This window comes from Halomonas sp. SCS19 (assembly GCF_040147015.1).
Classification (GTDB): domain Bacteria; phylum Pseudomonadota; class Gammaproteobacteria; order Pseudomonadales; family Halomonadaceae; genus Halomonas; species Halomonas litopenaei.
The window spans coordinates 2040859-2066765 of record NZ_JAMSHN010000001.1; the positions used below are offsets into that span (position 1 = coordinate 2040859).

The 25907-nt window shown below is 62.1% G+C and carries 29 protein-coding genes; 9 read left to right on the top strand and 20 right to left on the bottom strand.

The window, feature by feature from the left end; translation table 11 throughout:
- Nucleotides 1-12: 12 nt before the first annotated feature.
- The 3 genes from hpaI to NFH97_RS08850 form a co-directional block, all read right to left on the bottom strand.
- Nucleotides 13-870, bottom strand: coding sequence for a 4-hydroxy-2-oxoheptanedioate aldolase (hpaI, locus tag NFH97_RS08840; protein ID WP_108131985.1), 858 nt, complete (start codon nucleotides 868-870; stop codon nucleotides 13-15).
- A gap of 21 nt (nucleotides 871-891) precedes the next feature.
- Nucleotides 892-2166 carry an alpha/beta fold hydrolase gene (locus NFH97_RS08845; RefSeq protein ID WP_108131986.1) on the bottom strand — a complete coding sequence of 425 codons (1275 nt, stop codon included), beginning with the start codon at nucleotides 2164-2166 and terminating at the stop codon, nucleotides 892-894.
- 121 nt (nucleotides 2167-2287) lie between these two features.
- Nucleotides 2288-3763, bottom strand: coding sequence for a peptide MFS transporter (locus tag NFH97_RS08850; RefSeq protein ID WP_045991666.1), 1476 nt, complete (start codon nucleotides 3761-3763; stop codon nucleotides 2288-2290).
- A 349-nt stretch (nucleotides 3764-4112) separates the two neighbouring features.
- On the opposite strand from NFH97_RS08850, the gene NFH97_RS08855 reads away from it, so the two are divergent.
- The 6 genes from NFH97_RS08855 to NFH97_RS08880 all read left to right on the top strand — a co-directional run bounded on the left by NFH97_RS08855 (nucleotide 4113) and on the right by NFH97_RS08880 (nucleotide 10100).
- A complete protein-coding gene (locus NFH97_RS08855) occupies nucleotides 4113-4967 on the top strand; it encodes an aminoglycoside phosphotransferase family protein (RefSeq protein WP_146164641.1) in 855 nt (284 codons plus the stop codon).
- A 402-nt stretch (nucleotides 4968-5369) separates the two neighbouring features.
- Nucleotides 5370-6284, top strand: coding sequence for an allantoinase PuuE (locus tag NFH97_RS08860; RefSeq protein ID WP_108131988.1), 915 nt, complete (start codon nucleotides 5370-5372; stop codon nucleotides 6282-6284).
- 67 nt (nucleotides 6285-6351) lie between these two features.
- Nucleotides 6352-7164, top strand: a complete 813-nt coding sequence (locus NFH97_RS08865) for a transporter substrate-binding domain-containing protein (RefSeq protein WP_213229512.1) — start codon at nucleotides 6352-6354, stop codon at nucleotides 7162-7164.
- A 77-nt stretch (nucleotides 7165-7241) separates the two neighbouring features.
- Complete coding sequence (locus NFH97_RS08870) at nucleotides 7242-7913, top strand: amino acid ABC transporter permease (protein ID WP_108131989.1); 672 nt, start codon at nucleotides 7242-7244, stop codon at nucleotides 7911-7913.
- 94 nt (nucleotides 7914-8007) lie between these two features.
- Nucleotides 8008-8754, top strand: a complete 747-nt coding sequence (locus NFH97_RS08875; RefSeq protein ID WP_045991702.1) for an amino acid ABC transporter ATP-binding protein — start codon at nucleotides 8008-8010, stop codon at nucleotides 8752-8754.
- A gap of 101 nt (nucleotides 8755-8855) precedes the next feature.
- A complete protein-coding gene (locus tag NFH97_RS08880) occupies nucleotides 8856-10100 on the top strand; it encodes a cysteine desulfurase-like protein (RefSeq protein ID WP_349624699.1) in 1245 nt (414 codons plus the stop codon).
- A gap of 138 nt (nucleotides 10101-10238) precedes the next feature.
- Here the strand turns inward: NFH97_RS08880 and NFH97_RS08885 are convergent, their stop codons facing one another.
- The gene (locus NFH97_RS08885) at nucleotides 10239-10955 is read right to left on the bottom strand and encodes a GntR family transcriptional regulator (RefSeq protein ID WP_349624700.1); all 717 of its coding nucleotides are present in this window, start codon (nucleotides 10953-10955) and stop codon (nucleotides 10239-10241) included.
- Between the two features lie 330 nt (nucleotides 10956-11285).
- On the opposite strand from NFH97_RS08885, the gene NFH97_RS08890 reads away from it, so the two are divergent.
- Nucleotides 11286-12575 carry an aminotransferase class V-fold PLP-dependent enzyme gene (locus tag NFH97_RS08890; RefSeq protein WP_349624701.1) on the top strand — a complete coding sequence of 430 codons (1290 nt, stop codon included), beginning with the start codon at nucleotides 11286-11288 and terminating at the stop codon, nucleotides 12573-12575.
- Nucleotides 12576-12616: 41 nt separating this feature from the next.
- Here the strand turns inward: NFH97_RS08890 and NFH97_RS08895 are convergent, their stop codons facing one another.
- A complete protein-coding gene (locus NFH97_RS08895; RefSeq protein WP_349624702.1) occupies nucleotides 12617-14383 on the bottom strand; it encodes a SulP family inorganic anion transporter in 1767 nt (588 codons plus the stop codon).
- A 114-nt stretch (nucleotides 14384-14497) separates the two neighbouring features.
- Between NFH97_RS08895 and NFH97_RS08900 the strand changes: the two genes are divergently transcribed.
- On the top strand, nucleotides 14498-15334 hold the full coding sequence (locus tag NFH97_RS08900) for a LysR family transcriptional regulator (RefSeq protein WP_349623077.1): 837 nt from the start codon (nucleotides 14498-14500) through the stop codon (nucleotides 15332-15334).
- Nucleotides 15335-16160: 826 nt separating this feature from the next.
- Here NFH97_RS08900 and NFH97_RS08905 read toward each other — a convergent pair.
- From NFH97_RS08905 to NFH97_RS08940, 8 genes are all read right to left on the bottom strand, one after another.
- Nucleotides 16161-16580 carry a c-type cytochrome gene (locus tag NFH97_RS08905; RefSeq protein WP_231498565.1) on the bottom strand — a complete coding sequence of 140 codons (420 nt, stop codon included), beginning with the start codon at nucleotides 16578-16580 and terminating at the stop codon, nucleotides 16161-16163.
- A gap of 31 nt (nucleotides 16581-16611) precedes the next feature.
- Nucleotides 16612-17478, bottom strand: a complete 867-nt coding sequence (locus NFH97_RS08910) for a WD40/YVTN/BNR-like repeat-containing protein (RefSeq protein WP_035470136.1) — start codon at nucleotides 17476-17478, stop codon at nucleotides 16612-16614.
- A gap of 23 nt (nucleotides 17479-17501) precedes the next feature.
- The gene (locus tag NFH97_RS08915; RefSeq protein WP_181248616.1) at nucleotides 17502-18245 is read right to left on the bottom strand and encodes a cytochrome c biogenesis CcdA family protein; all 744 of its coding nucleotides are present in this window, start codon (nucleotides 18243-18245) and stop codon (nucleotides 17502-17504) included.
- 17 nt (nucleotides 18246-18262) lie between these two features.
- Nucleotides 18263-18646, bottom strand: coding sequence for a hypothetical protein (locus NFH97_RS08920; protein WP_035414162.1), 384 nt, complete (start codon nucleotides 18644-18646; stop codon nucleotides 18263-18265).
- A complete protein-coding gene (locus tag NFH97_RS08925; RefSeq protein WP_071211088.1) occupies nucleotides 18643-19206 on the bottom strand; it encodes a TlpA family protein disulfide reductase in 564 nt (187 codons plus the stop codon). Before NFH97_RS08925 ends, NFH97_RS08920 begins: the two co-directional genes overlap by 4 nt.
- A gap of 15 nt (nucleotides 19207-19221) precedes the next feature.
- On the bottom strand, nucleotides 19222-19662 hold the full coding sequence (locus tag NFH97_RS08930) for a DUF411 domain-containing protein (RefSeq protein WP_035414165.1): 441 nt from the start codon (nucleotides 19660-19662) through the stop codon (nucleotides 19222-19224).
- Between the two features lie 64 nt (nucleotides 19663-19726).
- Entirely contained in the window at nucleotides 19727-20422 is a 696-nt protein-coding gene (locus NFH97_RS08935; protein WP_231498566.1) for an SCO family protein, read from the bottom strand.
- A 73-nt stretch (nucleotides 20423-20495) separates the two neighbouring features.
- Entirely contained in the window at nucleotides 20496-20741 is a 246-nt protein-coding gene (locus NFH97_RS08940; protein ID WP_035414167.1) for a hypothetical protein, read from the bottom strand.
- Between the two features lie 257 nt (nucleotides 20742-20998).
- On the opposite strand from NFH97_RS08940, the gene NFH97_RS08945 reads away from it, so the two are divergent.
- Nucleotides 20999-21430, top strand: coding sequence for a MerR family transcriptional regulator (locus NFH97_RS08945; protein ID WP_081919054.1), 432 nt, complete (start codon nucleotides 20999-21001; stop codon nucleotides 21428-21430).
- On the opposite strand, the gene NFH97_RS08950 is transcribed toward NFH97_RS08945, so the two are convergent.
- From NFH97_RS08950 to NFH97_RS08980, 7 genes are all read right to left on the bottom strand, one after another.
- Nucleotides 21424-22155: a sulfite exporter TauE/SafE family protein gene (locus tag NFH97_RS08950; RefSeq protein ID WP_035470139.1), complete on the bottom strand. Its 732-nt coding sequence runs from the start codon at nucleotides 22153-22155 to the stop codon at nucleotides 21424-21426. The genes NFH97_RS08945 and NFH97_RS08950 overlap by 7 nt on opposite strands.
- Nucleotides 22156-22695 carry a protein-disulfide reductase DsbD domain-containing protein gene (locus NFH97_RS08955; RefSeq protein WP_035470142.1) on the bottom strand — a complete coding sequence of 180 codons (540 nt, stop codon included), beginning with the start codon at nucleotides 22693-22695 and terminating at the stop codon, nucleotides 22156-22158.
- On the bottom strand, nucleotides 22692-23504 hold the full coding sequence (lgt, locus tag NFH97_RS08960; protein WP_035414172.1) for a prolipoprotein diacylglyceryl transferase: 813 nt from the start codon (nucleotides 23502-23504) through the stop codon (nucleotides 22692-22694). Before lgt ends, NFH97_RS08955 begins: the two co-directional genes overlap by 4 nt.
- A gap of 68 nt (nucleotides 23505-23572) precedes the next feature.
- On the bottom strand, nucleotides 23573-24100 hold the full coding sequence (locus NFH97_RS08965; RefSeq protein WP_035414173.1) for a DsbE family thiol:disulfide interchange protein: 528 nt from the start codon (nucleotides 24098-24100) through the stop codon (nucleotides 23573-23575).
- A gap of 33 nt (nucleotides 24101-24133) precedes the next feature.
- Nucleotides 24134-24763: a TVP38/TMEM64 family protein gene (locus NFH97_RS08970; RefSeq protein WP_349624703.1), complete on the bottom strand. Its 630-nt coding sequence runs from the start codon at nucleotides 24761-24763 to the stop codon at nucleotides 24134-24136.
- 105 nt (nucleotides 24764-24868) lie between these two features.
- Nucleotides 24869-25699, bottom strand: a complete 831-nt coding sequence (gene dsbG, locus NFH97_RS08975) for a thiol:disulfide interchange protein DsbG (protein WP_349624704.1) — start codon at nucleotides 25697-25699, stop codon at nucleotides 24869-24871.
- Nucleotides 25700-25762: 63 nt separating this feature from the next.
- Nucleotides 25763-25897 carry a hypothetical protein gene (locus NFH97_RS08980; protein ID WP_275886765.1) on the bottom strand — a complete coding sequence of 45 codons (135 nt, stop codon included), beginning with the start codon at nucleotides 25895-25897 and terminating at the stop codon, nucleotides 25763-25765.
- Nucleotides 25898-25907: the final 10 nt, after the last annotated feature.

The following is a 25907-nucleotide window of genomic DNA, read 5'->3' on the forward strand; positions in this document are numbered from 1 at the left end:
GCCGGTATCAGGTCAGTAGGGTCCCTGGGACCCGTCGCCAGGGCTGGTGGATGAGTCTTCCTGCGAATCGGCCGCCTGCGGGCCAAGCGCAAACTCTGATGCACGCTGGCGCACCGCCTGCATCATCAGGCTGACGTCGAGCCCCACCGCCACGAAGCTGGCACCAAGGGAGAGATAGTGTCTGGCAAGCTCCGGGTCACCGGTGAGCACGCCGGCGGCCTTGCCGCTGGCAACGATGCGGGCGATGGCCTCGTCGATGGCGGCCTGGACCTCGGGATGGCCCGCGTCACCGAGATGGCCCATGGAAGCGGCCAGGTCGGCGGGTCCGACAAAGACCCCGTCGACGCCGTCCACCGCGCAGATCGCTTCGAGGTTATCCAGCGCGGTCACGCTCTCCGCTTGGACCAGTAGGCAGATCTCGTCGTTGGCCCGATGCACATAGTCAGGCCGTGCATTCCAGCGTGACGCCCGGACGATGGCGGAGGCTTCACCTCGCACCCCGTCCGGTGGGTAGCGGGTGGCGGCGACCATGGCGCGGGCCTGCTCCGGGGTGTCGATCATCGGCACCAGCAGGGTCTGGGCGCCGATGTCCAGCAGTTGCTTGATCCGCGCCGTCTCGCCGTTCACCACCCGAACCACCGGGTGGCTGTCGTAGGCGGCGACCGCCTGCAGCTGGGCGAGCATGGAGCGCACATCATTGGGGCCGTGCTCGCCGTCGATCAGCAGCCAGTCGAAGCCGGCGCTGGCGCACATCTCTGCGCAGTAGGGGTCGCCCAGCGACAGCCACAGGCCGATTCTGGCCTGGCCACTGGCCATGGCGGTCTTGAAGGGATTGCCGGCGGGGACACCCGCGCAGTGGGAAGGGGTCATGGGCAGCGTCCTTGATGAGTGTCAATCGTCCAGCATCGCCTTGAGCCGACGGAACACCCCGGGGTCCTGGCGCAGCCCGTCGTGCTCGTACTCGTTGGTGATCCAGTAGCGTAGCCGCGGGATCGCCTCGGCGGTGGCCAGCGACAGCTCGGCGTCCACGTACATGTCGTCGAAGTAGATCAGCGCCGCCACCGGCACCCGGTTGGCGGCGAGCTGTCTGGCGTCGTAGAAGGGGCTGGCCAGAGGTCGCCGGGCCAGCTGGTGTACCGCCCCACGGAAGGGCTTGAGGGCGCGAATCTCGTCGAACATCCAGGGGTAGATCATCTCGCCGGTCAGCCTGAGCGGGCGATGACGCTCGTCGAACTGCGGCCCCTGCTGGCGCTCGGCGGCCCAGTCGCACAGGCGCTCAGGGTTGGCGTAGATGTTCTCGTGGATGGCGCCGAACAGCGGATTCTCGTCGAAGCCGGTCAGCGTCATCACCTCCACCAGAAAGTGATGGTTGAGGGCGCTTCGCGTGTCGTCGGTGAAGGCCTCCTCGAGCAGCCAGTGGAGCTGCTCGGCGCCGTCACCCATGCCCAGCATCAGTCCCAGGCTCTGGAAGCGGCGCACGCTCAGTCGGTCGCCGTCGGGCAGGCGGACATCGTGGTCCAGCAGATGGTCGGCGATGGCGTCGATCCGCTCGCGATCATCGGGAAAGCGCGCCAGATACGCCTCAAGCTTGCGCTCCACCCGACGGTGAGTGCGCCGATAGACCTCGTCGGGGTCGGCGTCGAGCGCCGGCAAGCCGCCGGTGATATAGCAGCGGCTCAGTCCCTGAGGCGCGTAGGACAGGTAGGTCAGGGTCAGAAAGCCGCCGTAGCTCTGGCCCAGCGTGGTCCAGGTGGCGCCCTGATAGCGGGTCTTGCGCAGGTGCTCGAAGTCCGCGACCACCGCGTGGGCGTCGAAGCAGGCCAGGTAGTCACCGCCTGCCTCGTCACTGTCGAAGGCGGCCATGGTGGCCTCGGTGATGCGCGAACTGCGTCCGGTGCCACGCTGGTCGGGCAGGATCACCCGATAGTGCTTGAGCGCCTCGTGCAGCCATCCCGGTCCATTGGCGGTGGGGCGTGGCGACTTGCCGCCTGGGCCACCCTGCAGGAACAGCAACAGCGGCAGTTCCTCGTCGACACGGTCTGACGCGCAGACCTCGCGGTAGAACAGGCTCAGGGTCTCGCCGCTGTCCGGGTGGGACCAGTCCAGCGGCACCTCGAGGCGATGGTCGCTGATGGAAAGGCCCGGGATGGCGTGGTCGGAAGGCATGCCTGCATCCTGTGTCGAAAGAGTGACGAGAGAGTATCCGGGCGGCCATGGCCGCCCGGTGCCGAAAGAGACAAGGTCGGCCAGCTTCTTGTTGCCAGCGCTGGCCGACCCTGGCGGTAGCTCAGTCTGCGCCGCGCATGGCCCGGCGAATGAACGGCAGGCAGGCCGCCAGCAGCAGGGCGCTGACGCCACCGATGGCCGCCATGGCAATAAAGTAGCCGACTTCGGTGTCCTCGGTATAGAAGGCGCCGAGCTTGCCGCCGGCGGCGAAGCCGAGCGCCAGCGAGAGAAAGAACAGTGCCATCATCTGGGTCTGGAAGGCCCGCGGTGCGAGCTTGGTGGTCACCGACAGCCCGATCGGCGACAGGCACAGCTCCGAGGCGGTGAAGCCCAGCAGCAACAGCACCAGCATGGCCAGCGGCATGTTCGACCCTTCGCTGCCGAGAAACGGCAGGTAGCCGAGGAAGGTGGCGCCGATGATCGCCATGGCGATCACGAACTTGCCGGCCGACGACGGCTGGCGCTTGCCCAGCGTCGTCCACAACCAGGCGAACACCCCCGAGAACAGGATGATGGTCAGCGCCTGCACCGATACCAGCCAACCCACCGGAATCTCCCAGCCGAACAGGCTGCGATCCACGCGCTGATCGAAGAAGGCGGTGATCACGGTGTAGGACTGGCTGTACAGCGCCCAGTAGGCGGCGCTGGTCAGAAACAGCGGAATGAACGCCAGCACCCGGCTGCGTTCCTCGGGGCTTACGTGGGTGGAGCGCAGGATCACCGCAAAGTAGCAGAGCGCCGCTACAGCGATGATGCCAAGCATCACCCCGGACAGATTGTCGGCACGAATCCAGCCCGCCAGGGCCGCGCCGACCACGAGGGCGAGCACCACCAGGGCGATACCCAGGTAGCGCTTGAGGGTCGCTGGCGCGATGGGGTCCGGCGCGGCCTTCTGATCATCGGGCAGCCCCTTGCGTCCCGCCGTGTACTGGGCCAGACCGATCGCCATGCCCACGGCGGCGATGCCGAAGCCATAGTGGAAGCCGGCGTTCTGCTGCAGCAGACCTGTCAGCAGCGGGCCGACGAAGCCGCCGATATTGATACCCAGATAGAAGATCGAGAAGCCGGCGTCGCGCCGCGGGCTGCCGGGCTCGTACAGGGACCCCACCAGCGCCGAGCAGGTGGCCTTGACCCCGCCGCTGCCCAGCGCCACCAGAATCAGGCCGGCGGTGACGCCGTAGACACCGGGCAGGATGGCCAGGGCGATATGCCCGAGCATGACCACAATGCCCGAATAGAACAGGGTGCGTTCGGCGCCGAACACCCGGTCGGCGAACCAGCCGCCGAGGATGGTGGCCAGATAGACCGAACTGCCGTAGGCACCGACGATACCGATGGCCACCGACTGGTCGATCGCCAGGCCCCCGCGGCTGGCCTCGTAGTACAGGTAGATCAACAGGATCGCCTGCATGCCATAGAACGAAAAGCGCTCCCACACCTCCATGCCGAACAGGGTGGCGAGAGGCCAGGGATGGCCGAAGAAGCGGCGTTTGCCGCTGTCGCCGTGCTGGCGGGCGGCGGCCTCGGTGGTTTTCATCGGGAGCTCCTGCTTTGACGAGAAAATCGGAACGAAAAATACATTTTCCGCCCATGAAAACCCTAAAGCGTTGCGAATTACAGGGCAAAACTCATGTCCGCGATCGGAAAGGCCACGACGAAAAACGACAAGCGGGAGCGAGGACGTTGGCTCACAGCAAAACGAGCGGAACTGCTGCTGCACAGTGATGCTCTGGAGACAGCCCGTCGTGGGGGAGAAGGCCTGCCTGGCTGGGCGGCACGGGCCCCGCCCCTTTCGACGCATAGCCCGCCCCTTTCGGCGCATAGGTAGTGCACGTTTAGCGTGCTACTATCCGCGCGAATGTGCAGGGATAACGTCAGAAGGCGACATGATAAGAACTTTTTTCAAGAAAAAGGTGGCCGAAACGCCACTTGGGAGCATCACCGTCCAGGACCGGACCATCACCGATCTGACGCCACTGGGCAGCAAGCATTCTCCCGGCATGACCAAGGCCGGCAGGCTGTCGTTTGCCGGCTGGATGAACGGTCGCAAGGTCAAGGTCTATAGCGCCTTCTCGACACGTCAGATCGCGTTGAGCCACGCCATTCGCGAACTGCCGGCGTCGGGGCTCAGCTTCCCGGCGATACTCGCCCACGACGACGAGCTGGTCGTCGAAGAGTGGATCCAGGGGCCATCTCTCAAGCAGATCGAACGCTCCAGGGCAGACAAGGCGCCTATCGCTTCGGCGGCGGAGGCGGTGAGCCGCTTTCTCGAGATGGCGCAGTCGGACGAGCGCTATCGCGCCCTGGCCGACGAGCACGCCGGGGCCTTCTGTTACATTGACGACTACCTGCTCAGACGGGTGGACGGCTGGAAGCACCTGGATGCGATCGGTGGCTTTCTGGCCCGCTGGCAGCGTGAGGACGAGCGCCACCGCGCAGCGGTGGGCGCCAGGCTCAGCCACCCTGACCTGTCGCTGGCCAATATCGTGATGGAAGAAGGCAGTGGCCGCTTTGTGGTGATCGACAACGAACTGGTCGGGGTCGGTCCGGGCTGGGTCATCGACTGGCACAATTCCTTCCTCAAGCGGCGCAGCATGGCCGACGCCCCCGTCGTGCCCGAGGCCATCCGACCCTTCATCGACCTGACCTGGCGCCTGCGTCTGCTTGGGTCCGCGCTGTCCACCGGCAAGCTTCATCGCGCCATCGAGCAACTGGACGCCGAGACCGCGCCGAGCTGGTAATGCCCACAACAAGGCGCTGCAGGCCCCCACCGGCAGCGCCTTCCCGCCTCTCGATTGCTTTCCTTCCCGTCGAGTCCCTGGCCGGGGTTCGACTACCTGTTCAGCAGGCCCCAACCCCATACCCCATACCCCATACCCCATACCCCATACCCCATACCCCATACCCCATACCCCATACCCCATACCCCATACCCCATACCCCATACCCCATACCCCATACCCCATACCCCATACCCCATACCCCACCATTGGCTAGTTGCCATTTGCGCTGCGAGTACGGTTGTGCTTTATTGTTCACATCGCACGCAGAATTGCGTGCAATCCTGACAAGGCCGCCAGACGGTCGATAACAACACCAACAATCAGGGTCGTCGCTTGCTTGGCGACCTCAGGAGAAACGGGATGCTCCCGCAGCGTGATCTGGTCGGCTACGCCGATACTCCCCCCACCGGGGCCTGGCCCAACGGCGCCCGCCTGGCGGTCAATATCGTGGTCAACTACGAGGAGGGCTCTGAAAGGTCCTTCGCCATGGGCGACGACGACCAGGAGTCGATGACCGAGTGGGGGAGTTACGTAACTCCCGCTGGCACCCGTAATCTGGCGATGGAGTCGATGTACGAGTACGGCTCGCGGGTCGGCATCTGGCGCATCCTCGACATCCTGCGCGAGGCCGACGTGCGTTCGACCTTCTTTGCCTGCGCGGTGGCGCTGGAGCAGAACCCCCGCGTTGCCCGTGTCGCCAGCGCCGATGGCCACGAATTCTGCAGCCACGGCTATCGCTGGGAGGAGGTCTTTCGCCTCAGCGAAGACGAGGAACGCGAGCACATCCGCCTCGCCATCGAGTCGATCACCGCCACCACCGGCAAGCGCCCTGTGGGCTGGTACTGCCGCTACGGACCCAGCGTGCGTACCCGGCGCCTGCTGGTGGAAGAGGGTGGCTTCCTCTACGACTCCGACGCCTACAACGACGACGTACCCTACTTCACCGAGGTGGCGGGCAGTCGTCAGCTGGTGGTGCCCTACACCACCGACATGAATGACTTCCGCTTCTGGCTTTCTCCTGGGCTTACCTCGGGGCGCGAGTTTCTCGACAACCTCAAGGAAGGCTTCGACGTGCTGTTCGAGGAGTCGGCGCGCGGCCCCAGGATGATGTCCGTCGGCCTGCATCCGCGCATGGTCGGGCGCCCCGGCAAGATTCGCGCGCTCAAGGACTTTATCGCCTACGCCCAGGCCCACGAGGGCGTATGGTTCGCCACCCGTGAAGAGATCGCCCGGGCCTGGCTTGCCCGGGAAGGTGAAGCGACCGGCGTCGTCTGACGTCGCCGATGAACCCCGTGTTTTCTGCTGTACCCGCAACAACGACAATAACCAGAGGAAATATCCCATGAGCCTTTCCTACAAGACCTTCTCCAAGCGTTCCCTGGTGCTGGCCACCGCCCTTTCCGCCGGCCTGGCAGCAGGCGGCGTGATGGCCGAAACCCTCAAGGTCGGTGCCAACATCGGCAACCTGCCCTGGGAGTTCCAGGACGACAGCGGTGACTACGTCGGCTTCGAGATCGACCTGGTCAACGAGGTCGGCAGCCGCCTGGGCTACGACGAGGTGGAGATCAGCAACATTCCGTTCAATGGCCTGTTCTCGGCGGTACAGTCTGGGCGCATCGACGTGGCGGTGTCCTCCATCACCATCACCGACGAGCGTCTGGAGTCGGTGTCCTTCGCCCAGCCCTACTACGACAGCGACCAGTCCCTGGCGACCCACACCAGCAAGGGCATCAGCGGGCTCGAGGACCTGGACGGCAAGGTGGTCGGCGTCGACACCGGCTCCACCGGCGACATCTGGACCAGCGAGAATCAGGAGCAGTACGGGATCAAGGAAATCCGCCGCTACGAAGGCCTGCAGCCGGCCATGCTGGACCTGTCCAGCGGCCGCCTGGACGCCTACATCTCCGATATTCCGGCGGTTCAGTACTACGTGCGTGACAAGCCCAGCCTCGAGGTGGTCAGCCGCATCCCTAGCGGTGAGCAGTACTCGATGATGTTCGCCAAGGACGCCGAGCTTGCCGCCAAGGCCAGCGAAGTGATCAGCGAACTCAAGCAGGAAGGCTTTGTCGCCGAGCTGCACGAGACCTGGTTCGGCGCCGCTCCGGATGCCGGCACCAGCACCGTCGAAGTGCGCGATATGCCTTCCGCCCAGTAAACCTGGCCCAGCAAGTCCCGTGGCCGCGGCGGTGACCGCCGCGGCCAGCGTATTACCCTCGATCGTGGAGACGATCCATGGACCTGGTCCAGACATTCTTCAACTGGGAGGTGCTGGTGCGCACCTTCCCGATGCTCCTGCAGGGGCTCGGCATGACCCTGATGCTGGGCTTTCTGAGCATCCTGCTGGGGCTGATCGGCGGGCTGGGGCTGGCGCTGTTGCGCCTCTACGGCCCCAAGCCGCTGCGTTTTCTCACCATCGCCTACATCGACGTCTTTCGCTCGCTGCCGGTGCTGGTGTGGCTGGTCATCGTCTACTACGCGCTGCCGTTCGTCGGCATCACCCTGTCACCGTTCGCCGCGGCCTGTACCGCCCTGACCATGATCTCGAGCGCCTACGCCGCCGAGATCTACCGCGCCGGTATCGAGGCGGTGCCACGGGGCCAGTTCGAGGCCGCCCAGTCGATCGGCCTGAGCCAGTATCGGGTGATGTGCGACGTGGTCCTGCCCCAGGCGATCCGGCTGATCATTCCGCCGCTGACCAGCAACTGCATCAACGTGATGAAGGACACCGCCCTGGCCTCGGTGGTGGCCATGCCCGACCTGCTCAAGCAGGCTACCCAGGCCCAGGCGCTGGCAGCCAACCCGACACCGCTGATCGGCGCGGCGCTACTCTACCTGGCGGTGCTGCTGCCACTGGTGCGCCTGGTCGGTCTGCTCGAGAAACGCTTCGCCCAGGGCCGGGCCTGACAGGAGAACTGCCATGATCAATGAAACCCGGACAACCCAGGGCGCTACCCAGGGCACTACCCAGGGCACTACCCTTCCCCCGCTCGAGGCTGGTCTGCCCGAGGCGCCCAGAGCGATCATCTCGCTCGAAGGGGTCAACAAGTACTACGGCGACTTCCACGCCCTCAAGAACATCGACCTCAAGGTACGCGAAGGCGAGGTGGTGGCGATTCTGGGCCCGTCGGGCTCCGGCAAGTCGACGCTGATCCGCTGCATCAATCATCTGGAGGCCTACAGCGCCGGCGACATCTACGTCGACAGCGTGCGGGTCCAGCCCGGCCCCGAGCTGATCGAGGTGCGCAAGGACGTCGGCATGGTGTTCCAGAGCTTCAACCTGTTTCCCAACATGACGGTGCTGGAGAACGTGACCCTGGGACCGATCCGGGTGCGTGGCATGAGCCCGGGGGATGCCCAGGCGCGGGCCAAGGAGTTGCTGGAAAAGGTCGGCATCGCCGAGCAGATGTACAAGTATCCAAGCGCCCTGTCCGGCGGTCAGCAGCAGCGGGTCGGCATCGCCCGGGCGCTGGCCAATGAGCCGCGCGTGTTGCTGTTCGACGAGCCCACCTCGGCGCTGGACCCGGAGATGGTCGGCGAGGTGCTCGACGTCATCAAGACCCTGGCCGGCACCGGCGTGACCATGCTGCTGGTGACCCACGAGATGGGCTTCGCCCGCCATGTCGCCGACCGGGTGATCTTTATGGAGGCTGGCCAGATCGTCGAGGAAGGCGCTCCCGAACAGATCTTCTCGGCGCCGCAGGAAGACCGAACCCGCGCCTTTTTCCAGTCGGTGCTGGCTCACTGAACCGTGGCGCCTGTTCGACGGCTGGCTCGGCGCTTGTTTCGCCCCAGCCTTGCCTCTCGACGTCCATGTATCGCCTCTCGACCCCTATTCAAGGACTTCCCATGTCACTCGATTCATCCTCAGACGCTCGCCTTGATCTGACACACGTCAGAGCCCAGTTTCCCTCGCTTGAAAGCGACTGGGTGTTCATGGACAACGCCGGCGGCGCCCAGGTGCCGAAGATGGTGGTGGAACGCATCAGCGACTATCTGCTGGGCGACAACGTGCAGCTCGGCGCGAGCTACGCCCCCAGCCAGAATTCCAAGGCCAAGGTCGACGCCGGCCGTCAGGCGGTGGCGACGCTGGTCAATGCACGCCACGTGGAAGAGCTGGTGTTCGGTCCCAGTTCGACCATCCAGTTCCGCCTGCTGGCCGACGCCATGGCCAGCCAGTTTGCGCCGGGCGACGAGATCATCGTCACCAACACCGACCACGAGAGCCACGTCGGCCCCTGGATGCGCCTAGAGCAGCGCGGCGTCAAGCTGCGCTTCTGGAACTGCAATCCCGAGACTCTGGAGCTGGAGCTGGACACCCTGGCGGAACTGCTCAACGAGCGCACTCGTCTGGTCTGCGTGACCCACGTCTCCAACCTGCTCGGCACCATCAATCCGATCAAGCGGATCGCTGCCATGGCCCACGACGCCGGCGCTCGCATCTGTGTCGATGGGGTGGCCTTCGCCCCGCACCGAGCCATCGACGTCCAGGACTGGGATGTCGACTACTATGGCTTCAGTCTGTACAAGGTATTCGGTCCCCATCACGCGGTGCTCTATGTGAAAAAGGAATGCCTGCTGGAGCTGGATAATATCTACCATCACTTCTTTACGCGTGAGCAGATTCCAGGAAAGATGGAACCGGGAAATCCCAACTACGAGCTGACCTACGCCGCCACCGGTATCCTGGATTACCTGACCTCGCTGACGGGCAATAATGGTGAAGGTGACAAGCGGAAAAAGCTGGAAACAGCCTTCGATGCCATCGCCAAGCATGAAGCGATATTGAGCAAGAAACTGCTCGATTATCTCGCTGGAAAAGAAGGCGTTCGCATCATCGGAAGGCGGGATGCCGATATCGAACATCGCGTCGCGACCATCAGTTTTACCGTGGAAGGGCATCAGTCTGACGAGATCGTGCGAAAGATCGACGAGGCCAAGGTAGGAATCCGCTACGGCGACTTCTACGCCCGTCGCCTGACCGAGGACCTCGGTCTGATGGACATCCAGGGCGTGGTGCGGGTATCCATGGTGCACTACAACACCGAGGCCGAGGTGGACCGACTGATCGAGGCGCTGGACGCCGCACTCTGATGGCGTGGGCCAGAAGCTGGCAATGACGTCGTGGAAATGCACAAAAGGGGCTTCTGGCCCCTTTTCTGCTGCGCATGTCCCAGGCTCAGGGCCGGCCTTGTCTCCTGCTTACGCGGGTTTTTCGGTCTGGCCGGCCCTTTAGCCGAGCAGATCGTCGATGTCGATATCGTAGATGTTGGCCTCGGCGCGGCGGCGCTCGGACAGGTCCAGGCTGTAGAAGATGTGGCGACAGTGCTCCATCATCGACGCGGCGGCGCCCTCGGCGTCGCGCTTTTCGATCAGGTCGACCAGGGTCTGGTGCTCGTGGGTCAGGCACAGCACACCGGTGGGGCGTTCGTAGAGTGACTGGATGATGCAGAAGCGTCGGATGATCGGACGCACGATGGCGATCAGCTCGTCGTTGCCGGTCAGCTCCGCCAGCATCAGGTGAAAGTCGCCGGAGATGCGATTGACGCTGGGCTGGTGCTCCTCGAAGACCTGATGTTCCAGCGCCAGGTGGCGACGTAGCGTGGCGATACCTTCGGCGTCGATACGCTCGCAGGCGATCCGCGCCACCGCGCCCTCGATATGCAGCCGCGTCTCGAAGATATCGTAGGCTTCCTTCACCGATGGCAGCGAGACGAAGGCGCCCCGGTGCATCTCGAAGCGTACCAGACGCTCCGCCGTCAGCCGGTTCAGTGCGCGACGTACCCGGCTACGCGGCGTCTTGAAGGCGCTGGCAAGCTTGGCTTCGTTCAAACGCTCGCCAGGACGCAGACGCTTGTCGATCAGGGCGTCGACGATGCGATCATAGACGAGCTCTTCGGCCAGGGCTTCCGGCTTGGATGGTGCAGCGGAGGTGGCGTCACTCGTCATGGCATTGTCTCGCCAGAAGGCTCGCCCATCATCAGGGGAAAATCACCGGGATGGTTGAGCATTGTGAAAGGTGAAATAGCGTCAACTTACGGCCGTCGTTCAAGGGACAGATTATCACGATGTCACTCGAACGGTAACGTTGGATCGACCAAAGTTCAGGCGCCCAGTGTGCTGCATTTTTGCCATCCGGTCAGCCAGGGCGTACTACTATGAGCAAGCTTCTCGATAACTCCGGACGAACCAGGAAGGATCGGGTAGCGTCCCTTGCCTCGTTCTGGCGCCCGGCTGGGGGTGAGGTTTGCTGTTCCGCTGCCACCAAGGAACGATCAGATGCAGACATTGAAGCCTTCCATCAAGGCCAGCGTGGCGGTATTTGACGACGCCCTGATGAGTCAGGTGCGCGCTCGCTTTCACCACGTCGACCGCTGCCCCTACACCGGCCCCCGGATATTCTTCGAAAACGCCGGCGGATCCCTGACGCTCAAGGCCGTGGTGGCACGCATGGCCGAGGTCGCCGCACTGCCGGACAACGAGCATCGCGACAATGACGCTTCCTGGGCTATTTCGCGCATGGTCGATGACGGCCGCCACGCCATGGCCAGCCTGCTGGGGGTAGAGGATGGCATTGTGTTTGGCGGCGAGACCGGCACCGAGTGCCTGTTCCGGGTGATTCGCGCCGCCGCCAATGCCGCGCCAGCGGGGGGCGACATCGTTGCTTGTGAGCTCGAGCATCCTGCCACCTTTGATGCCACCGCGCAGTGGGCGAGGCGCACCGGCAGGCAGCGGCTGACGGTGCCCTTCGATCCGCATCAGGGGCGCGCCACCGCCGAGGACTATGCCCGCGTCGTGACGCCGGAGACCCGTGTGGCCACCATTTTGCACACCAGCCCGGTGACCGGCATGACCCAGGACGTGGCCGCCATCGCCGAGTCGATTCGCGACATCGCACCGGACTGCTACATCATCGTCGACGGCATCCAGCATGCCCCCCATGGTGCGTTGGCGGTATCGCACTACGGCGTCGATGCCTACGCGGTGTCGCTGTACAAGGTGTTCTGCCCGTTCAACGACGGCTACGCCTGGGTCTCGCCGCGACTCAGTTGCGCCGATCACGACCGCCTGGCGGGCAAGCCGGACGACGCCTGGGAGCTGGGTAGCCGCGATCCTGCCGCCTGGGCCGGCGCCCACGAGATGGTCCGCTACCTCGAGTGGCTGGGAGGACACTTCACCGACGAAAGCGACCGCCGTCAGCGCCTGCTGGCCGCCGGCCAGGCCATGCATGACCAGGAGGCCGCGCTGATGCGTCGGCTGATCGACGGAGCCGATGGTGTCACCGGACTCAGGGACCTGCCCGGCGTGACCCTGATCGGCGAGGCGGATTCGCCCTGGCGGGAAGGCGCGGTTTCGTTCTGCGTGAAGGACCAAGACGCACTGGAGATCGTCGCCGAGCTCGGCAAGCGTGGCATTCGCGTCCACGCCCGCAAGGATGACGCCTATTCCGGCAATATCCTGCGCCCCCTGGGCCTGCCCTCGGTTACTCGGGTGTCATTGGCCCACTACAACACCCCATTCGAAGTGGACGCCTGTCTGGCGGCGCTGAAGGACGTCCTCGGAGCCTGAATATAGCGGCCCCCCGAATTGCCCATTCCGGGCGCCGCTGGTCAGACCTGGCTTGCCAGGACACCGAGTTCAGGCGATGGCTTCGACGCGCACTCGCCGAAGACGCGTTTGGCGCAGCCCTGGCAGACGTCTGGATCCAGCGCCGGGGTAATGGAGGTGATGGCCGCCTCGGTGGTCTCGAAGAAGCGAGCCTCGCCGATTCTCTTCAGATCACCGCGACGGCGTAGCTCATCCATCACCGAGCCCTTGAGCGAGCTGATCATCAGCTCGCCCCCCTGGTCCGTCAGGCGACGGACCTCCTGCAGCAGCATCTCCACGCCCGCCGTATCGATGAAGTTGATGCCCTTGCCGATGATCAGCGCACGGGAGCCCGGCTCTGCGGTGAAGGCGCGAAGACGACGTTGTACGTGGTCGGTGGCGCCGAAGAACAGCGAGCCGTCGATGCGCAGAATCTTGAGCTGTGGGCACTGCTCGAGCTGATAGCGTCTGACGTTGCGGATGAGTCGCCGGGGATGATCTTGGCGCGGCGCCACTTCAAGGACGGTGGGACGCGAGGTGCGCTTTAGATAGAGCACCAGTGACAGCAGCACGCCGATATAGATGGCGAACTCCAGTGCCACCAGCAGGGTAGCGGAGACGGTGGCGACCAGCACCATCGCCTCGTGGCGACTGACGCGTACCAGATGGACGATGTGCGGGATGTCGATCAGGTTCCAGGCGATCAGCAGGATGCCTCCAGCCATGGCGGGTAGCGGCAGATAAGCGGTGATCCCCGGGGCGAAGATCAGGATCAGCGACAGCAGCAGGGCGGCGAACACCGAGGCCAGCGGGGTGCGGGCGCCTGCGTCATAGTTGGCACCGGAGCGGGTAAACGAGCCCGAACTGGCGTAGCAGGAGAAGAAGCCCCCCACGATATTGGACACACCCTGGCCGATGAATTCCTGATTGCCGTCGATCACCTGACGCGAGCGCAGGGCAATGGCGCGGGCGATGGATACCGCTTCGATCAGCCCCAGCAGGGCGATGGCGAAGGCGCCGGAGGTCAGCACACGCAGGCTGTCCGGCGTCAGTTCGGGCAGCGTAACGGGTGGCAGGGTCCCGGGCAGGGCGCCGACCAGCGCCACACCGTGGGCGGCGCCATCGATCCACCAGCAGGCCAGGCTGCCGGCGGCCAGCCCCAGCAGCAGGTGAGGACTACGACGATGGAGGCGTCGTGCTACCAGCGAGGTGATCAGCGAGATCAGCCCGATGGCCAATGCGTAGAGGTTGATATCCGGCAGCGCCCGGAACAGCGCTGACAGCTCGGCCAGGAATCCCTGAGCGTCGATGGACACGCCAAGCAGGTGCTCCATCTGACTGGTGGCGATCAGGATGGCCGCACCAGAGGTGAAGCCGATGACCACCGTGTGAGAGATGAAACTCACCAGATTGCCGAGGCGCAAGAGCCCCATGGCCAGCTGGATCAGTCCGACCAGGAGCGTGATGGTCAGCGCCGCTCCCAGGTATTGGTCGGGTGTCAGCGTGCCGAGGCCGCCGATCACGCTGGCCAGCACGATGGAGAGCGCCGCAGTGGGGCCTGAGATCATGTGCCAGGAACTGCCGAACAGCGCCGCCACCGTGGCCGCGACGATCGCCGTGTAGAGCCCGACCTCCGGTGGCAGCCCGGCGATGAAGGCATAGGCCACGCCCTGTGGCAGTACCAGGATGGCGCCGGTAAGGCCCGCCATCATGTCCGCCGACAGGGTGCGGCGGTCGAGGCCGCGTCCCCAGCGCAGGAAGTGCAGATAACGCTTGGGGGAAGACGCCATGGCGGAACCTCAGGTGGGCAGAAGTAAGGGGTCGGGCAAGCCTAGAGAAATGCGGGTATCCTGAAAAACAAAATTTTTTGCGCTTCCTGAACAAAAAAACCGCATAGGTGAGCCGTGGATACCCAACTGCTGAAGACCTTTCTCGAGGTCAGCCGGCTGCGCAATTTCGGCAAGGCCGCAGAGAGCCTCTGTGTCTCGCCCTCGACGGTCAGCGCACGCATTCGTCAACTCGAGGCGCAGCTGGGGTTGTCGCTGTTCAGCCGCGGCCATCACCACATCGGTTTGACCCCGGCCGGGGAGCGCATGGAGCGTCACGCCCGCTTTCTGCTCGACGCCTGGGAAAGAGCCTACGAGGACACCGCCCTGAGCGAGCGGCACCAGCGGCGTCTGGTGGTGGCGGGGGTCGCCAGCCTCTGGGATATCTTCCTGCAGGACTGGCTCGCCACCATCTATCGCGCCTACCCGACCCTGGGCGTTCGTGCCGAAGAAAGCACCCCGCTGCGGGTGGTCGAGAAGCTGGAGCGCAACATGGTCGACGTCGGCTTCCTCTACGACACCCCGCGCATCAGTGGCGTAGGGGTCGAGGAGGTGGCGACCATCCCGCTGGTGATGGTCTCAAACCAGCCGGATAGAAGCGCCGAGCAGGCGGTGGGCGAAGGCTACATCCGAGTCGAGTGGGGCACGGCGTTTGCCAGCATCCACGAGAGCAGCTTTCCGCAGCGCCAACTGGCGCGAGGCAGGGTCAACAGCGGCCGCATCGCCCTCGGGCTGCTGCTCGAGTGTGGCGGCGCCGCCTACCTGCCCCAGGACATCGTCGCCCCTTGGTGTGACCGGCAGCGGCTGTTCGTGGTCAAGGACGCGCCCGTCATCGAGCTAAAGGCCTATGTGGCCTACCACTGGCACGGCGAGCACCGCGAATTGATCGGCGAGTTGATCGAGCATCTGGGGTGATCTGCCGTTGAGCCGGATGGCTTGTAAAGGTCGCTGCGTCATCGTGCCTGGTGTCTTGGCATCATCACCCTGTCGGATCATCGAACCATGACCATCCGGTTCTCCAAAAACCGCTGGAACACGGTTGAGCCAAGTCGCCCCTACCCACACTGATCGACTTGGAAAAACGGTGGATACAAAAAGCGAAAAGTCCCAGTGAAACCACCGAGGCTGTAGCGCCGACCGGGAACTCCCAATTCACTTGATTCACAGTCAAGTGGATGCGCTAACCAGGGTCAAGGCGTCTTCTGTGCTGAATGCTCGGCTGGCCTTGGCGGATACAGAGGCCCTCACTCAATATTCTGAATCTGAAGATGTAATTTGATGTATTTTTTATTTATAAAACAGTTGGTTAGTTTTATTTTGTGCATAGTTTTTTATTTGTTCCTACCCATCTTACTCCCCATCTGGTAGGAGAGAGACAGTCCTAGCTGAGAGCAAATGCAAACCTACCACAATCAGCTCAAGGTGACGCTCTCGCAGGGGGCTTCGTGCGTGCGATGAAATGTCCACCACCTCTGGGCTGGTATTGAGAGTAATGTCAGCAGCGTAGTGGTGAAAATGCCGCTACTGACCTTGGGGGCGTGCATGATGTCCTGTTCAAGGCTTCCCAGACACCGTTCGCTGCGGGGAACCTTCTTCTTGTTCTGTTGCTGAGCCTGAGCGACAGAAATCTGCTTCATCGGTTGGCTTTGGTCAGACAGTGGCAAGAAAGCCAGGTTTTACCCTGCGGTTGACTCTCCGTCAGCTGCGGAGGTGTTTACGCAGCGCTTCCCTAGCCCCACAGCTACTCACTCTGCGACGGAAATGGGGCTCCCTCGCTTTCTTCCGCCTGATGACGTCGTTGCTCCGGCGTCCATAACGTCTTGAGATAGTTCACCACGGAGCGGATCTCGGCGGGGGTCAGGACATTCTCGAAGGCCGGCATCGTCAGTCGCTCGGTCTTGTTCCAGGGGTCGCGCCATCCCTCGGCGATGATCCGGTAGAGCATCGCATCGGAGTGTTTCCAGGTATGCCCCTCCGGCCCGTGAGGGGGAGCGGGCAATTCGCCCTGGGCATTCTGGTGCTCCCAGTTCGGCTGGCCCTCGCCCTCGCTGCCGTGGCAGCTGGCACAGTACTGCTGGTAGATCCTTTCTCCCTCTTCCAGCCGAGAGGTATCGCGCGAAGAGGGGCCACCCCCCGCCATGGCCTGCCCGGCGGCACTCATCAGCAGCCACGTTGTGACGAGGATCCAGAGCTTACGCATCGGGGGGTGTCCAGGTTTGGCCCTGATCTTCGCTGCGCATGAGCTCCCCCTCGCGATCCAGGGCATAGAGCGTTCCCTGCGGCGCAAGCGTAAGCGTGACGAACGTCGGGCCATCACCCTTTACTTGCTGCCACTCCTGGCCGCCATTGTCGCTGCGCCACAGGCCTTGCTCCGTGGCCACATAGACGTGTTCGGGATCGTCGAGCTTGTAGGCCAGATCATAGACTCTGCCGGCATCGAGCTCCCCGGTCGGTCGCCAGCCGCAGAAGCAATCCATCGACAGGCGAACCGCATCGTCGGACACCGCATAGAGCCAGCCAGTCTGCATGCTCCCCTCCATATCGGAGTGGATGAGCCGGCGAACGGGTTGGGCAGGACCGCTATCCATCTTCTTCCAGGTCGTGCCGGCATCCTCACTCTGGTAGAGGCCGTCGTCGGCAATCACCACATAGAGTGTCTCGGGCTGATGGCGGTGCACGTCCAAGGCGGTAACGTCCTGGTTAGGCAAGCCATCGTTGAGTTCCTGCCAGGTTTCTCCATGATCGGTGCTGCGCTGCACCCCGATCGAGGGGCCGGCGATATAGAGGGCCTGTTCGGCTGTTGCCGGTTCCGATACCGTTACCAACCGTCCCTCCGCTACTTCGTCGGGCAAGGGAATCATCGTCCAGGCCGCCCCGCCATCCGTGCTTTCGAAAAGCTGGTTGGCCTGTACTTTGAGCAGCCGTTCGCCTGTTTGGTCATAACTCAGCGACGGCAATGCCTCCTCGGCGGCCCCGGCCATACTGACGAAGCTCAGACTGGCCATGACCCAGCTCGTCAGTGACAGGGCACGCCAGAAGCGACCCGTGATTTTGTTCATTGCAATATTTCCTCGAATAATGGCTAGCCGATGCTGCCTAGCGCCGGAAAGGTGCGCAATAACCAATAGGACAGCTCGGTCAGTTTGCCGGTGATCATCAAGATGCCCATCAGGATCATGATCAGCCCGGCCGCCAGATGCATGACTCGGCCCCAGCGGCGCAGGAATGGCTGGTGGTGCAGGAAGCGATCGAGCGACACCGCCGTCAACAGAAAGGGCACCCCCAGGCCCAGCGAATAGATGCCGAGCAACGCCATTCCGCTCGAGGCATTGGCCGTCGAGGCGCTGACGGTCAGAATGGCGCCCAGGATCGGGCCGATGCAGGGGGTCCAGCCGAAGGCGAACGCCACACCTAGGAGGTAGGCCGCACCAGGCCCCCCGCCCGCTTCCTTGAGGCGGCCGATCAACCGCCATTCCCGCTGTAACCAGTGCAGCGGAATGAGCCCGGTCATGAAGGCACCGAACAGGATGACGATGAGACTGCCGACCAGGTTCGCCTCCTGGCGATAGATCAGCAGCAGACGCCCGATGGCCGTGGCACTGGCGCCCAGCATCAGGAATATCGTGGTGAACCCGAGCACGAACCAGATCGACTGGGTTAACACCCGGAGTCGCTCCCGTCGATCCGCTTCCCGTATCTGCCCCAGCGAGCGCCCGGCGACGAAGGAGAGATAGCCAGGCACGAGCGGTAAGACACAGGGCGAAGCGAACGAGATCAGGCCCGCCAGAAAGGCCGTCGCCAGGCCGATATTGGCAAGCTCCAGCATCCTCCCCTATCCCGCGGCTAGGCTTGGAGCTTGGATATGGGCCGCTCGGACGGCACCTGGTGATTCGCCGCTTGGCGATTGGCGGATGTCGTCTCCGTGGGTACCGCGGTAGAGGCTTCCACCCCGGCTTGTGTATCAGTGACTTCGTCCTGGTCGGTCGACTTGTTTGTCTTGTCCTTGCATTTCATCATGCACAGTCCTAATCCGCACATGACAAGGCAAGGCAAGAGGCTCACCAAGAGAGGCGCGAGCCCAAGCAGGACCAACTGATCCCAGCCCATGGCAAGACCACCAGCCACCGCCACAGCGCCCAGCAGCATCCAGCGGCGTGGGCCTGTTACCAGGCCTTTCAGTCCGGCTTTCTCTTGGCCCTTTTGGGGCTTGTCGTCACAGCAACTCATGGCGCGTCCTCCTGGGTGGTTTCTATGGTTTCGGCAAGAAAGTCGATCATTTCAGGGGTATCCCACTCGGCCTCCCCGACCAGGCGTCCGATCTCCCTGCCCTGGCGGTCGAGCAGAAGCGTCGTGGGAATACCCACGGCACTGAGGTTCGCGCTGGCCATGCCGGTTGGATCGACGTAGGGAGCTAGATGCTCGATCCCCACCTCCTGATAGAATTCGTTGACGACCTCGATGCCTTTGCGATCGATCGAGAGTGCGACGACCTCGAAATCTGTCCCACCCAATTCAGCCTGGAGGGCATCCAGGGTGGGCATTTCCTCGCGGCAAGGGCCACACCATGTCGCCCAGATGTTGAGCAGGATCAGCTTTCCTCCGAAGGTGGTCAGCGTCAGCGGAGTACCGTCGCCAGCCTCGAAGCTGATTTCCGACACCTCGCGTGGGCTTTCCCAGAGAAGAAACCCATTCGGCCCCACACGTTTGGGTGGTTCGGCGACGGCCAAAGAAGTGATCATTCCCCACAATGCCACCGCTACCCAACTGGTCCCGATCAGTTGTCTCATCACCAAGGCTCACCTTCAGTGGGTGGCGTAAACTTCAGGGGTATCGGTCGGCTGAAAGGCCAGGGTGTAAACCTCCAGTGGGCCCTGTTTCTCGCCCGACATCCCCGGTGAGCCAAGTGGCATTCCGGGTACGCTCAGGCCTTTGATGAAAGGTTTCTCTTCGAGTACCTGGGTGACGCTTTCCACGGGTACGTGGCCCTCGAAGACATAGTTGTCGATGAGCGTGGTATGGCAACCCTGCAGTTTCTCGGAAACATCGTGTTCGGCTTTCATCTTCGCGAGATCGTGAGTATCGATTGTCTCCACTTCGAACCCGTTTCGTTCGAGATACTTGGCATATTCGGCGCAACAGCCACAGTTGGGGTTCTTGTAGAGGGTTGCCGACGTCTCGGCTGCCAACCCTGTCAGGGGGAAGGTCAATAGAGAAGCGATGGTCAGCGCTTTCCAGTGTTTCATACGCTAAGGCTCCATAGAGTTCACGAGAACGTTCGGCAGCGAGGCCGGCTATACTCTCGCGGCATTAATCGAAGGTGTTGACGACAGTATGGCGAATGCGATCCCACACACCGGTGGATAATGTCTCTGGTCCTTCTGCCAACACCTTTACATAGGAAACTAGGTGCTCCGGATCGAATTTGAGCCCATGAAAGCGGGCCCGTATCCGTCCTGATTGGTCGATGACATGAGTCACAACGCCATGCGCCTGGACGCCCTCGGCCACATCGTCGAATTTCAGACCGTAGGCTTCCGCGACCTGGCGTGTGGTGTCGACAAACTCATTTTCGCTTCGATAAAGAAACCGCCAGTTGGCGGGGTCCAGATCGAAATTTTCACCGTAGGCCCGCATGTTGTTGTGCGTGCCGGCAAAGTCCTCGCTGTCGGTAGCGATGGTGATAAATTCAACATCATCTCGTAGGCCGGTATCGTTGACTCGCTCTTGCACCTCGGCAATCAGGTTCATGTGCACCGGGCAGGCTTCCTGGCAGCGGGTGTAGATAAAATTGAGCACCACGACGCGACCTTCCAGGTCGGAAGATGCCACGATGTTGCCCTCAACACCGGCCAGGGAAAAAGTCGGGGCCGGCTGGTCGACAAACTGGGCGTAGCGTTCCCGCTCTTGCAACTCTGCCTCGGCATCTTCAAGGGAATGAGCAAAGGACGAAGCACTTGCCACCAGCCAGAGAATGGCTAATGGAGCATAGATGCATTTACGCAAATGCTGTTCTCCCCTCGCTCCACTAAAATGTAAATGGCTGCTCCTCTGCGGAGCAGCCCCTGGCGATCTCACGTCAGGCGTTACTGTCGGTTTCATGACCCTGTTGCATTTTATCCATCATGGCATTGCATTTTTCCATCATGGTATTCATGTCACTCATCATCCCCATCATGCCACCTTCTTGCATCATGTCCCCATGCATGCCCTTGCCCTCCATTGGCTCCTGCTGCGGATCTTCCTGTGCAAGGAGCGAGCCGGTCCCGAAGGCACTGGTGGCGATGATAGCGACAGTCAGGACTGCAGTGTGACGTTTCCGCATGACACTCTCCTCGATCTTCTTGGGACTCACCTTTCCACCAGCAAGGCTGATGGCACGGCTTGGCTTTGATTTCCACCCTGCAGCAGCGCTGCTTCTTGGAAAGGTATCCTTGAAGCCTACTTCAAGGTCAAGCCCTTATTTTTTGGCGTTTCCGCGTCATGCGGGCGGCCACCCATTGAGCGCTATAACCAGGCCTTGACCTTTGGGCGGCCTCACGGTTGTAGGCTGACTGAAACTGAGTAGGTAAGGAAAAGGCAATGCGAGTCACTGAACTGGCTCGGGCTGGTGGGGTCACTGCGGAAACGGTACGTCACTACACACGTGAGGGGTTGTTACGACCGCAACGGGACCCGCGCAACGGCTATCAACTCTATGACGAGGAGGCACTGGGTCGCCTGCGCCTCATTGATTGCCTTCGCTCGTTGGGAGTCGGCCTCCCAGAAATCAAGCAGATATTGACCTGGGCGGACCAAGACAGCCCTCCGGTTGTTGATAGGCACACGCCGCTGGCTGAACAAGGGCGCCACATTTGCATGAGGATTCAAGAACTTCAGGCGATAGCGCGATGGCTGGATAGCATCGGCCACGATGATGGTCCCGAGGCCCCTAGCCTGAAGCAACTGATCGAATCGCTGGGATCGGAGCAACCGGCCATCGTCACGGATGGTCCGCGCATTGGCCATCAGTGATGCGACGGCGCCATGCTGGCCATATCGTCCATGCCGGTCATGGAGTGCAGATGCCAGAGTTGCCAGACGGCAAACGCTATGATCAGCAACGCCGCCAGCGTGCGGGTCGCTGGATGGCGAATCCATAGCGAGACGCGGCGGGCTGCCATACCGGTCGCCAGGACGACGGGCAGGGTGCCGAGCCCGAAGGCCCCCATCATCGTCGCGGCGCGTAGCGGCTCGGCCACGGCCAGACTCCAGGCCAGCATTGAATAGATCAGCCCGCAGGGCATCCAGCCCCAGATCGAGCCCAGCGCGAAGGCCTGGGGCACCTTCACGACGGGCATCAAGCCTCGACCAAGCGGTTCGATACGCCGCCACAGCGAGCGACCCAGGGCTTCGACACGTAGCAACCCCTTCCACCAGTTGGCGATATACAGCGCCATCAGAATCAGCATGACCGCCGCCAGGATACGCAGCACCATGGCGATGCCGTCCAGGGCATGGTTGAGCACGGAACCGAGCAGCGCCACCAGGGCACCGGCGAGCATGTAGCTGGTGATGCGGCCCAGGTTGTAGCCGAGCAGGAGGCCCGCCAGGCGGCTCGGCTGCCGCATGCTGGGGGGCACGGCAAAGGTCAGGGCACTCATGATCCCGCCACACATGCCGATGCAGTGCGCCCCTCCGAGCAGGCCGAAGACGAAAGCCGCCGCCAATGGCGGTAGGCTCAGGCCGGTGGGATCCATTCAAGGCGCTCTATTTTCGCTATCCCCAGTACCACGAGGAGGAGAATCGAAGGCTGCCGGAGGCGACCCGTGAAGCGCGTCGAGCTCGACCTGCTCGGGTGGATAGCAAAGTCCCCGATCGGAGCAGCCCTGAAAGGTCACCGTGATGGCCAGCGGCCCGGTAGCGGCATCGCTCGCCTCGATGGGCGCACTAAATACCACCTGGTCATAGAACACCTCGATCTCCCCCAGAGACGCGTGCACCATGGGTTCGCCGGGGGGAATTGCCAGCTCACCGAAGCTGACGTCCGCGTCGCGGCTGTCCAGGGCGAATTGGTGGCGATGGAGGTAATAGTCCTCGGCATTGAGGAAGCCGACATAGAGCCGTTCATCGTCTCGCCAGGCGCTAGCCCGGAAGGCTTCATCGGCCGGCAGGAATTCCCGTTGAGCCGAGTTACTGAAGGTGGAGCCTTTGCCACCGCCCACGGGAAACTCTCCACGGGCCGCTACGGGTGTAGCGACGAACAGCAGCACCAGTAGAAAAGCGAAGGCCGTGTTCATGAGGTCGCCGCCGCCTTCGCCCTATCCACTGGCTGACGCCTCGACCAGATGACCAGGGCCAGCCCCGCAATGAGCATCGGTAAGGTCAACAGTTGCCCCATGGTCAGCCAGCCGAAGGCGATGAACCCCAGTTGGGGGTCGGGCAGGCGCACGAACTCCACGCCGAAGCGGAAGGTGCCATAAAGCACCAGGAACAACCCCGAGATGAGCCCTCGCTGGCGCGGTCGGCGCGACAACCACCACAGCACGGCAAACAGTACTACCCCTTCCAGGGCGAACTCGTAGAGCGCTGAAGGGTGGCGCGGCTCCGGCCCCAGCCCCATCATGGGAGGGAAGACCATCGCCCAAGGGATATCGCTGACCCTTCCCGGCAACTCGTGATTGATGAAGTTGCCGAGGCGCCCGGCACCCAGGCCGATCGGCACTAGCGGGGCGATGAAATCGGTCAACTGAAAGAAGGCCAGGCGGTGCTTGCGGGCAAACAGCCATGCCGCGAGCAACACACCGGCCAGGCCGCCATGAAAGCTCATGCCGCCGTCCCAGATTCTGAAGAGCCACAGTGGGTTGGCCAGCAGTTGCTCGAGCCCGTAGAACAGCGCATAGCCCAGACGACCACCGAGGATGATCCCCATGGCACCGTAAAAGATCAGATCGCCGATATCATCGTGATTCAGGTCCAGGCGGTGGGCACGACGACGCCCCAGCCACCAGGCGGCGACCAGCCCGACTACGTACATCAGGCCGTACCAGTGAATCTGTACTGGCCCCAGAGAAATGGCCACGGGATCAATCTGAGGATATTGCAGCATAAGCCTTCCTTATCTGACCGTTACCGGCCGCGTTATCAATAAAAGTAACTTTCAGCACGCTCGATGACTCATTGCTGCCATTTTTCTATCTCCTGAATAACTTTCTCAACATCCTCGGGAGTGATATAGCCCGTATGCTTATAGCGGATAATGCCCTCGGTATCGACGAGGAAAGTCTCTGGCACACCATAGACACCTAGCTCGAACCCAAGATCGCCATCCGGATCAAAAATATTGACTTCGAAAGGTCGTCCAAAATGGTCAAGAAACTCCAGCCCCTTGGCACGGGTGTCCTTGTAGTTGATGCCAATCAAGCGCACACCACGTTCGGCCAGTGTCAGCAACTGGGGCATCTCTTCCTTACAGGTTGGACACCACTCCGCCCAGACATTGACCAGCGTGACCTCACCCTTGAGGAGGGACTCGTCAACACGGCGTGAGGGGGCTTCCAGAGTTGTCAGGGTAAAGGGTGGGAAATGCTTGGCCAGTAGAGCCGAATCGCGAGCGAAAGGATTCATTTCCAAACCACGATAGAGGAAGAACCCCAGTCCCAGGAAAACCAACAGAGGAATAAGCAGTAACAGTCGCCGTTTCACGTATGCGTCTCACAGGATGTCAGCTGTCATGGTTCATGTATTCCGAGCCCAGACGAGTTTTGCCAGGATCGGCAGGAGCGTGATGCCACTGATCAGAATCAACGCGACCGCGAGGCCGTGGGAGTCGGTAGCTATGAGTATCTCCCCGAACATGACGATCAAGTACGCCGTCGGAAGTACGCCAGCCAGCGTGGCAATCAAGAAACGCCAGAAGGCCAGCGGTGTCAGGCCTGCCGCGTAGCTGACGGCATCAAACGAAATGAATGGCACCAATCGCGATGCGAATACGACGAGCATCAACCCCGTCTGAGAGCGTTCTCTGCCCAGCCAGTCGAGGATGGGGCGAGTACGCGACCAGCGATGGATCACCTCATAGCCGAGCAGGCGAGCGATGCCGAAAGCGAGCAACGCGCCGGCCTCGGCACCGATGACCACATACGCCGTCCCCCATAGAGGGCCGTAGATCGCACCGGCCACTATGGCTATCGGCCCACTGGGTATCGGGCTCATGACAATGGCCGCTATCATCATGGCGATAATGGTCAATGGCCCCCAGACCCCCAACTGGCCAACCCACTCACGCAGGACCTGCTTATTGGTGAGCGTCGATAAGGCACCGGTCTCCATCAGGATCCAATAGAGGATCACCAAGCCAATCAGCACAGAAGCTCCCAATATGAGCCTGTGTTTTACACCGAGCGTGCTTGCCATACTCATCTCAGTTGTGTGAGATGACATCTCATGTCACCCCTGTGCCGTTATGGCGCGTCATTCGACACCCAATATGTCGCGAAGCCGGTCGGTCGACACCGCACCATTGATGCGCTGCACATTACCTTCATCATCGCGGTAATAGCTGGTCGGCGTTCCCGTGGCGCCGGCCTCGCGCATGAGCTGGGCATGCCGCCTAAGAAGCGCTCGAATCTCCTCCGACGGCACCACCGGACTGATGCCGCCATTGCGGAAGTTCAATTCATGGGTTTCGAGGGCTTTGGTTGGGGCATTCGACTCAAGGATCGCGGCCGCCTTGCGGAGACTGCCCTCTGACAGAACGCCGACCAGCACATGACGAAGCTGAAGCTCACCTTGATCGATTAGAGACCGTGAGCTCTTCCACAGCGCATTGCAGTAGGGACAATTGGGGTCGGTCAGCGTATACACGATATGTGACGCACTATCAGGTCCTTCCGGAATGAAGCGAGTGTCCTCGAACGCGCTCCAGGTAGCTTCCAGCATCGGTTCCAGCACCAGAGCTTGAAGTTGGTGTTCCATTACAGCGTTGCCCTGAGGATCAATTAAGGTACCGATGATGGCGTGGTCGGAAGTGGAGGGAATATAAGCCGCCACGGGCTCATTATCATAGGACAAGGCATAACCTTGTATATCTCCAGGGGCATTAAAGGTTCCATGGAATTTGAGTCCTTGATCCAATAATGCCGTAATCGATGCGGGTAGGGGGGCTCCAGTAGCGGCTGTACTAATGGCCTGGTGGCCTTCAAGCGAATCGTCCCCCGTTTCCTTCGCCAGAGCGGGGAGCGTAATGAGACCGAACAGCCCTGCAATAACAAGGCAATAAGTGGAATAGATGATTTTCTTCATGAACGGTCTCTTTGTCGCTCTCTGATCAACCCCGGAATCGTGCCTGCTTGTAGCGATGGGCTGTCAGCTATCACGCTTCTTTCCGAAGAACAGATACTTGGCGAGCGCGGCGACGCCAAACACCAGCGCGATAATCAGCAGGATGGAAATGAGCCCCATCCCTGCCATCCCCCACGTGCATGCTTCGCTTCCCATCATCTTGGTCTCC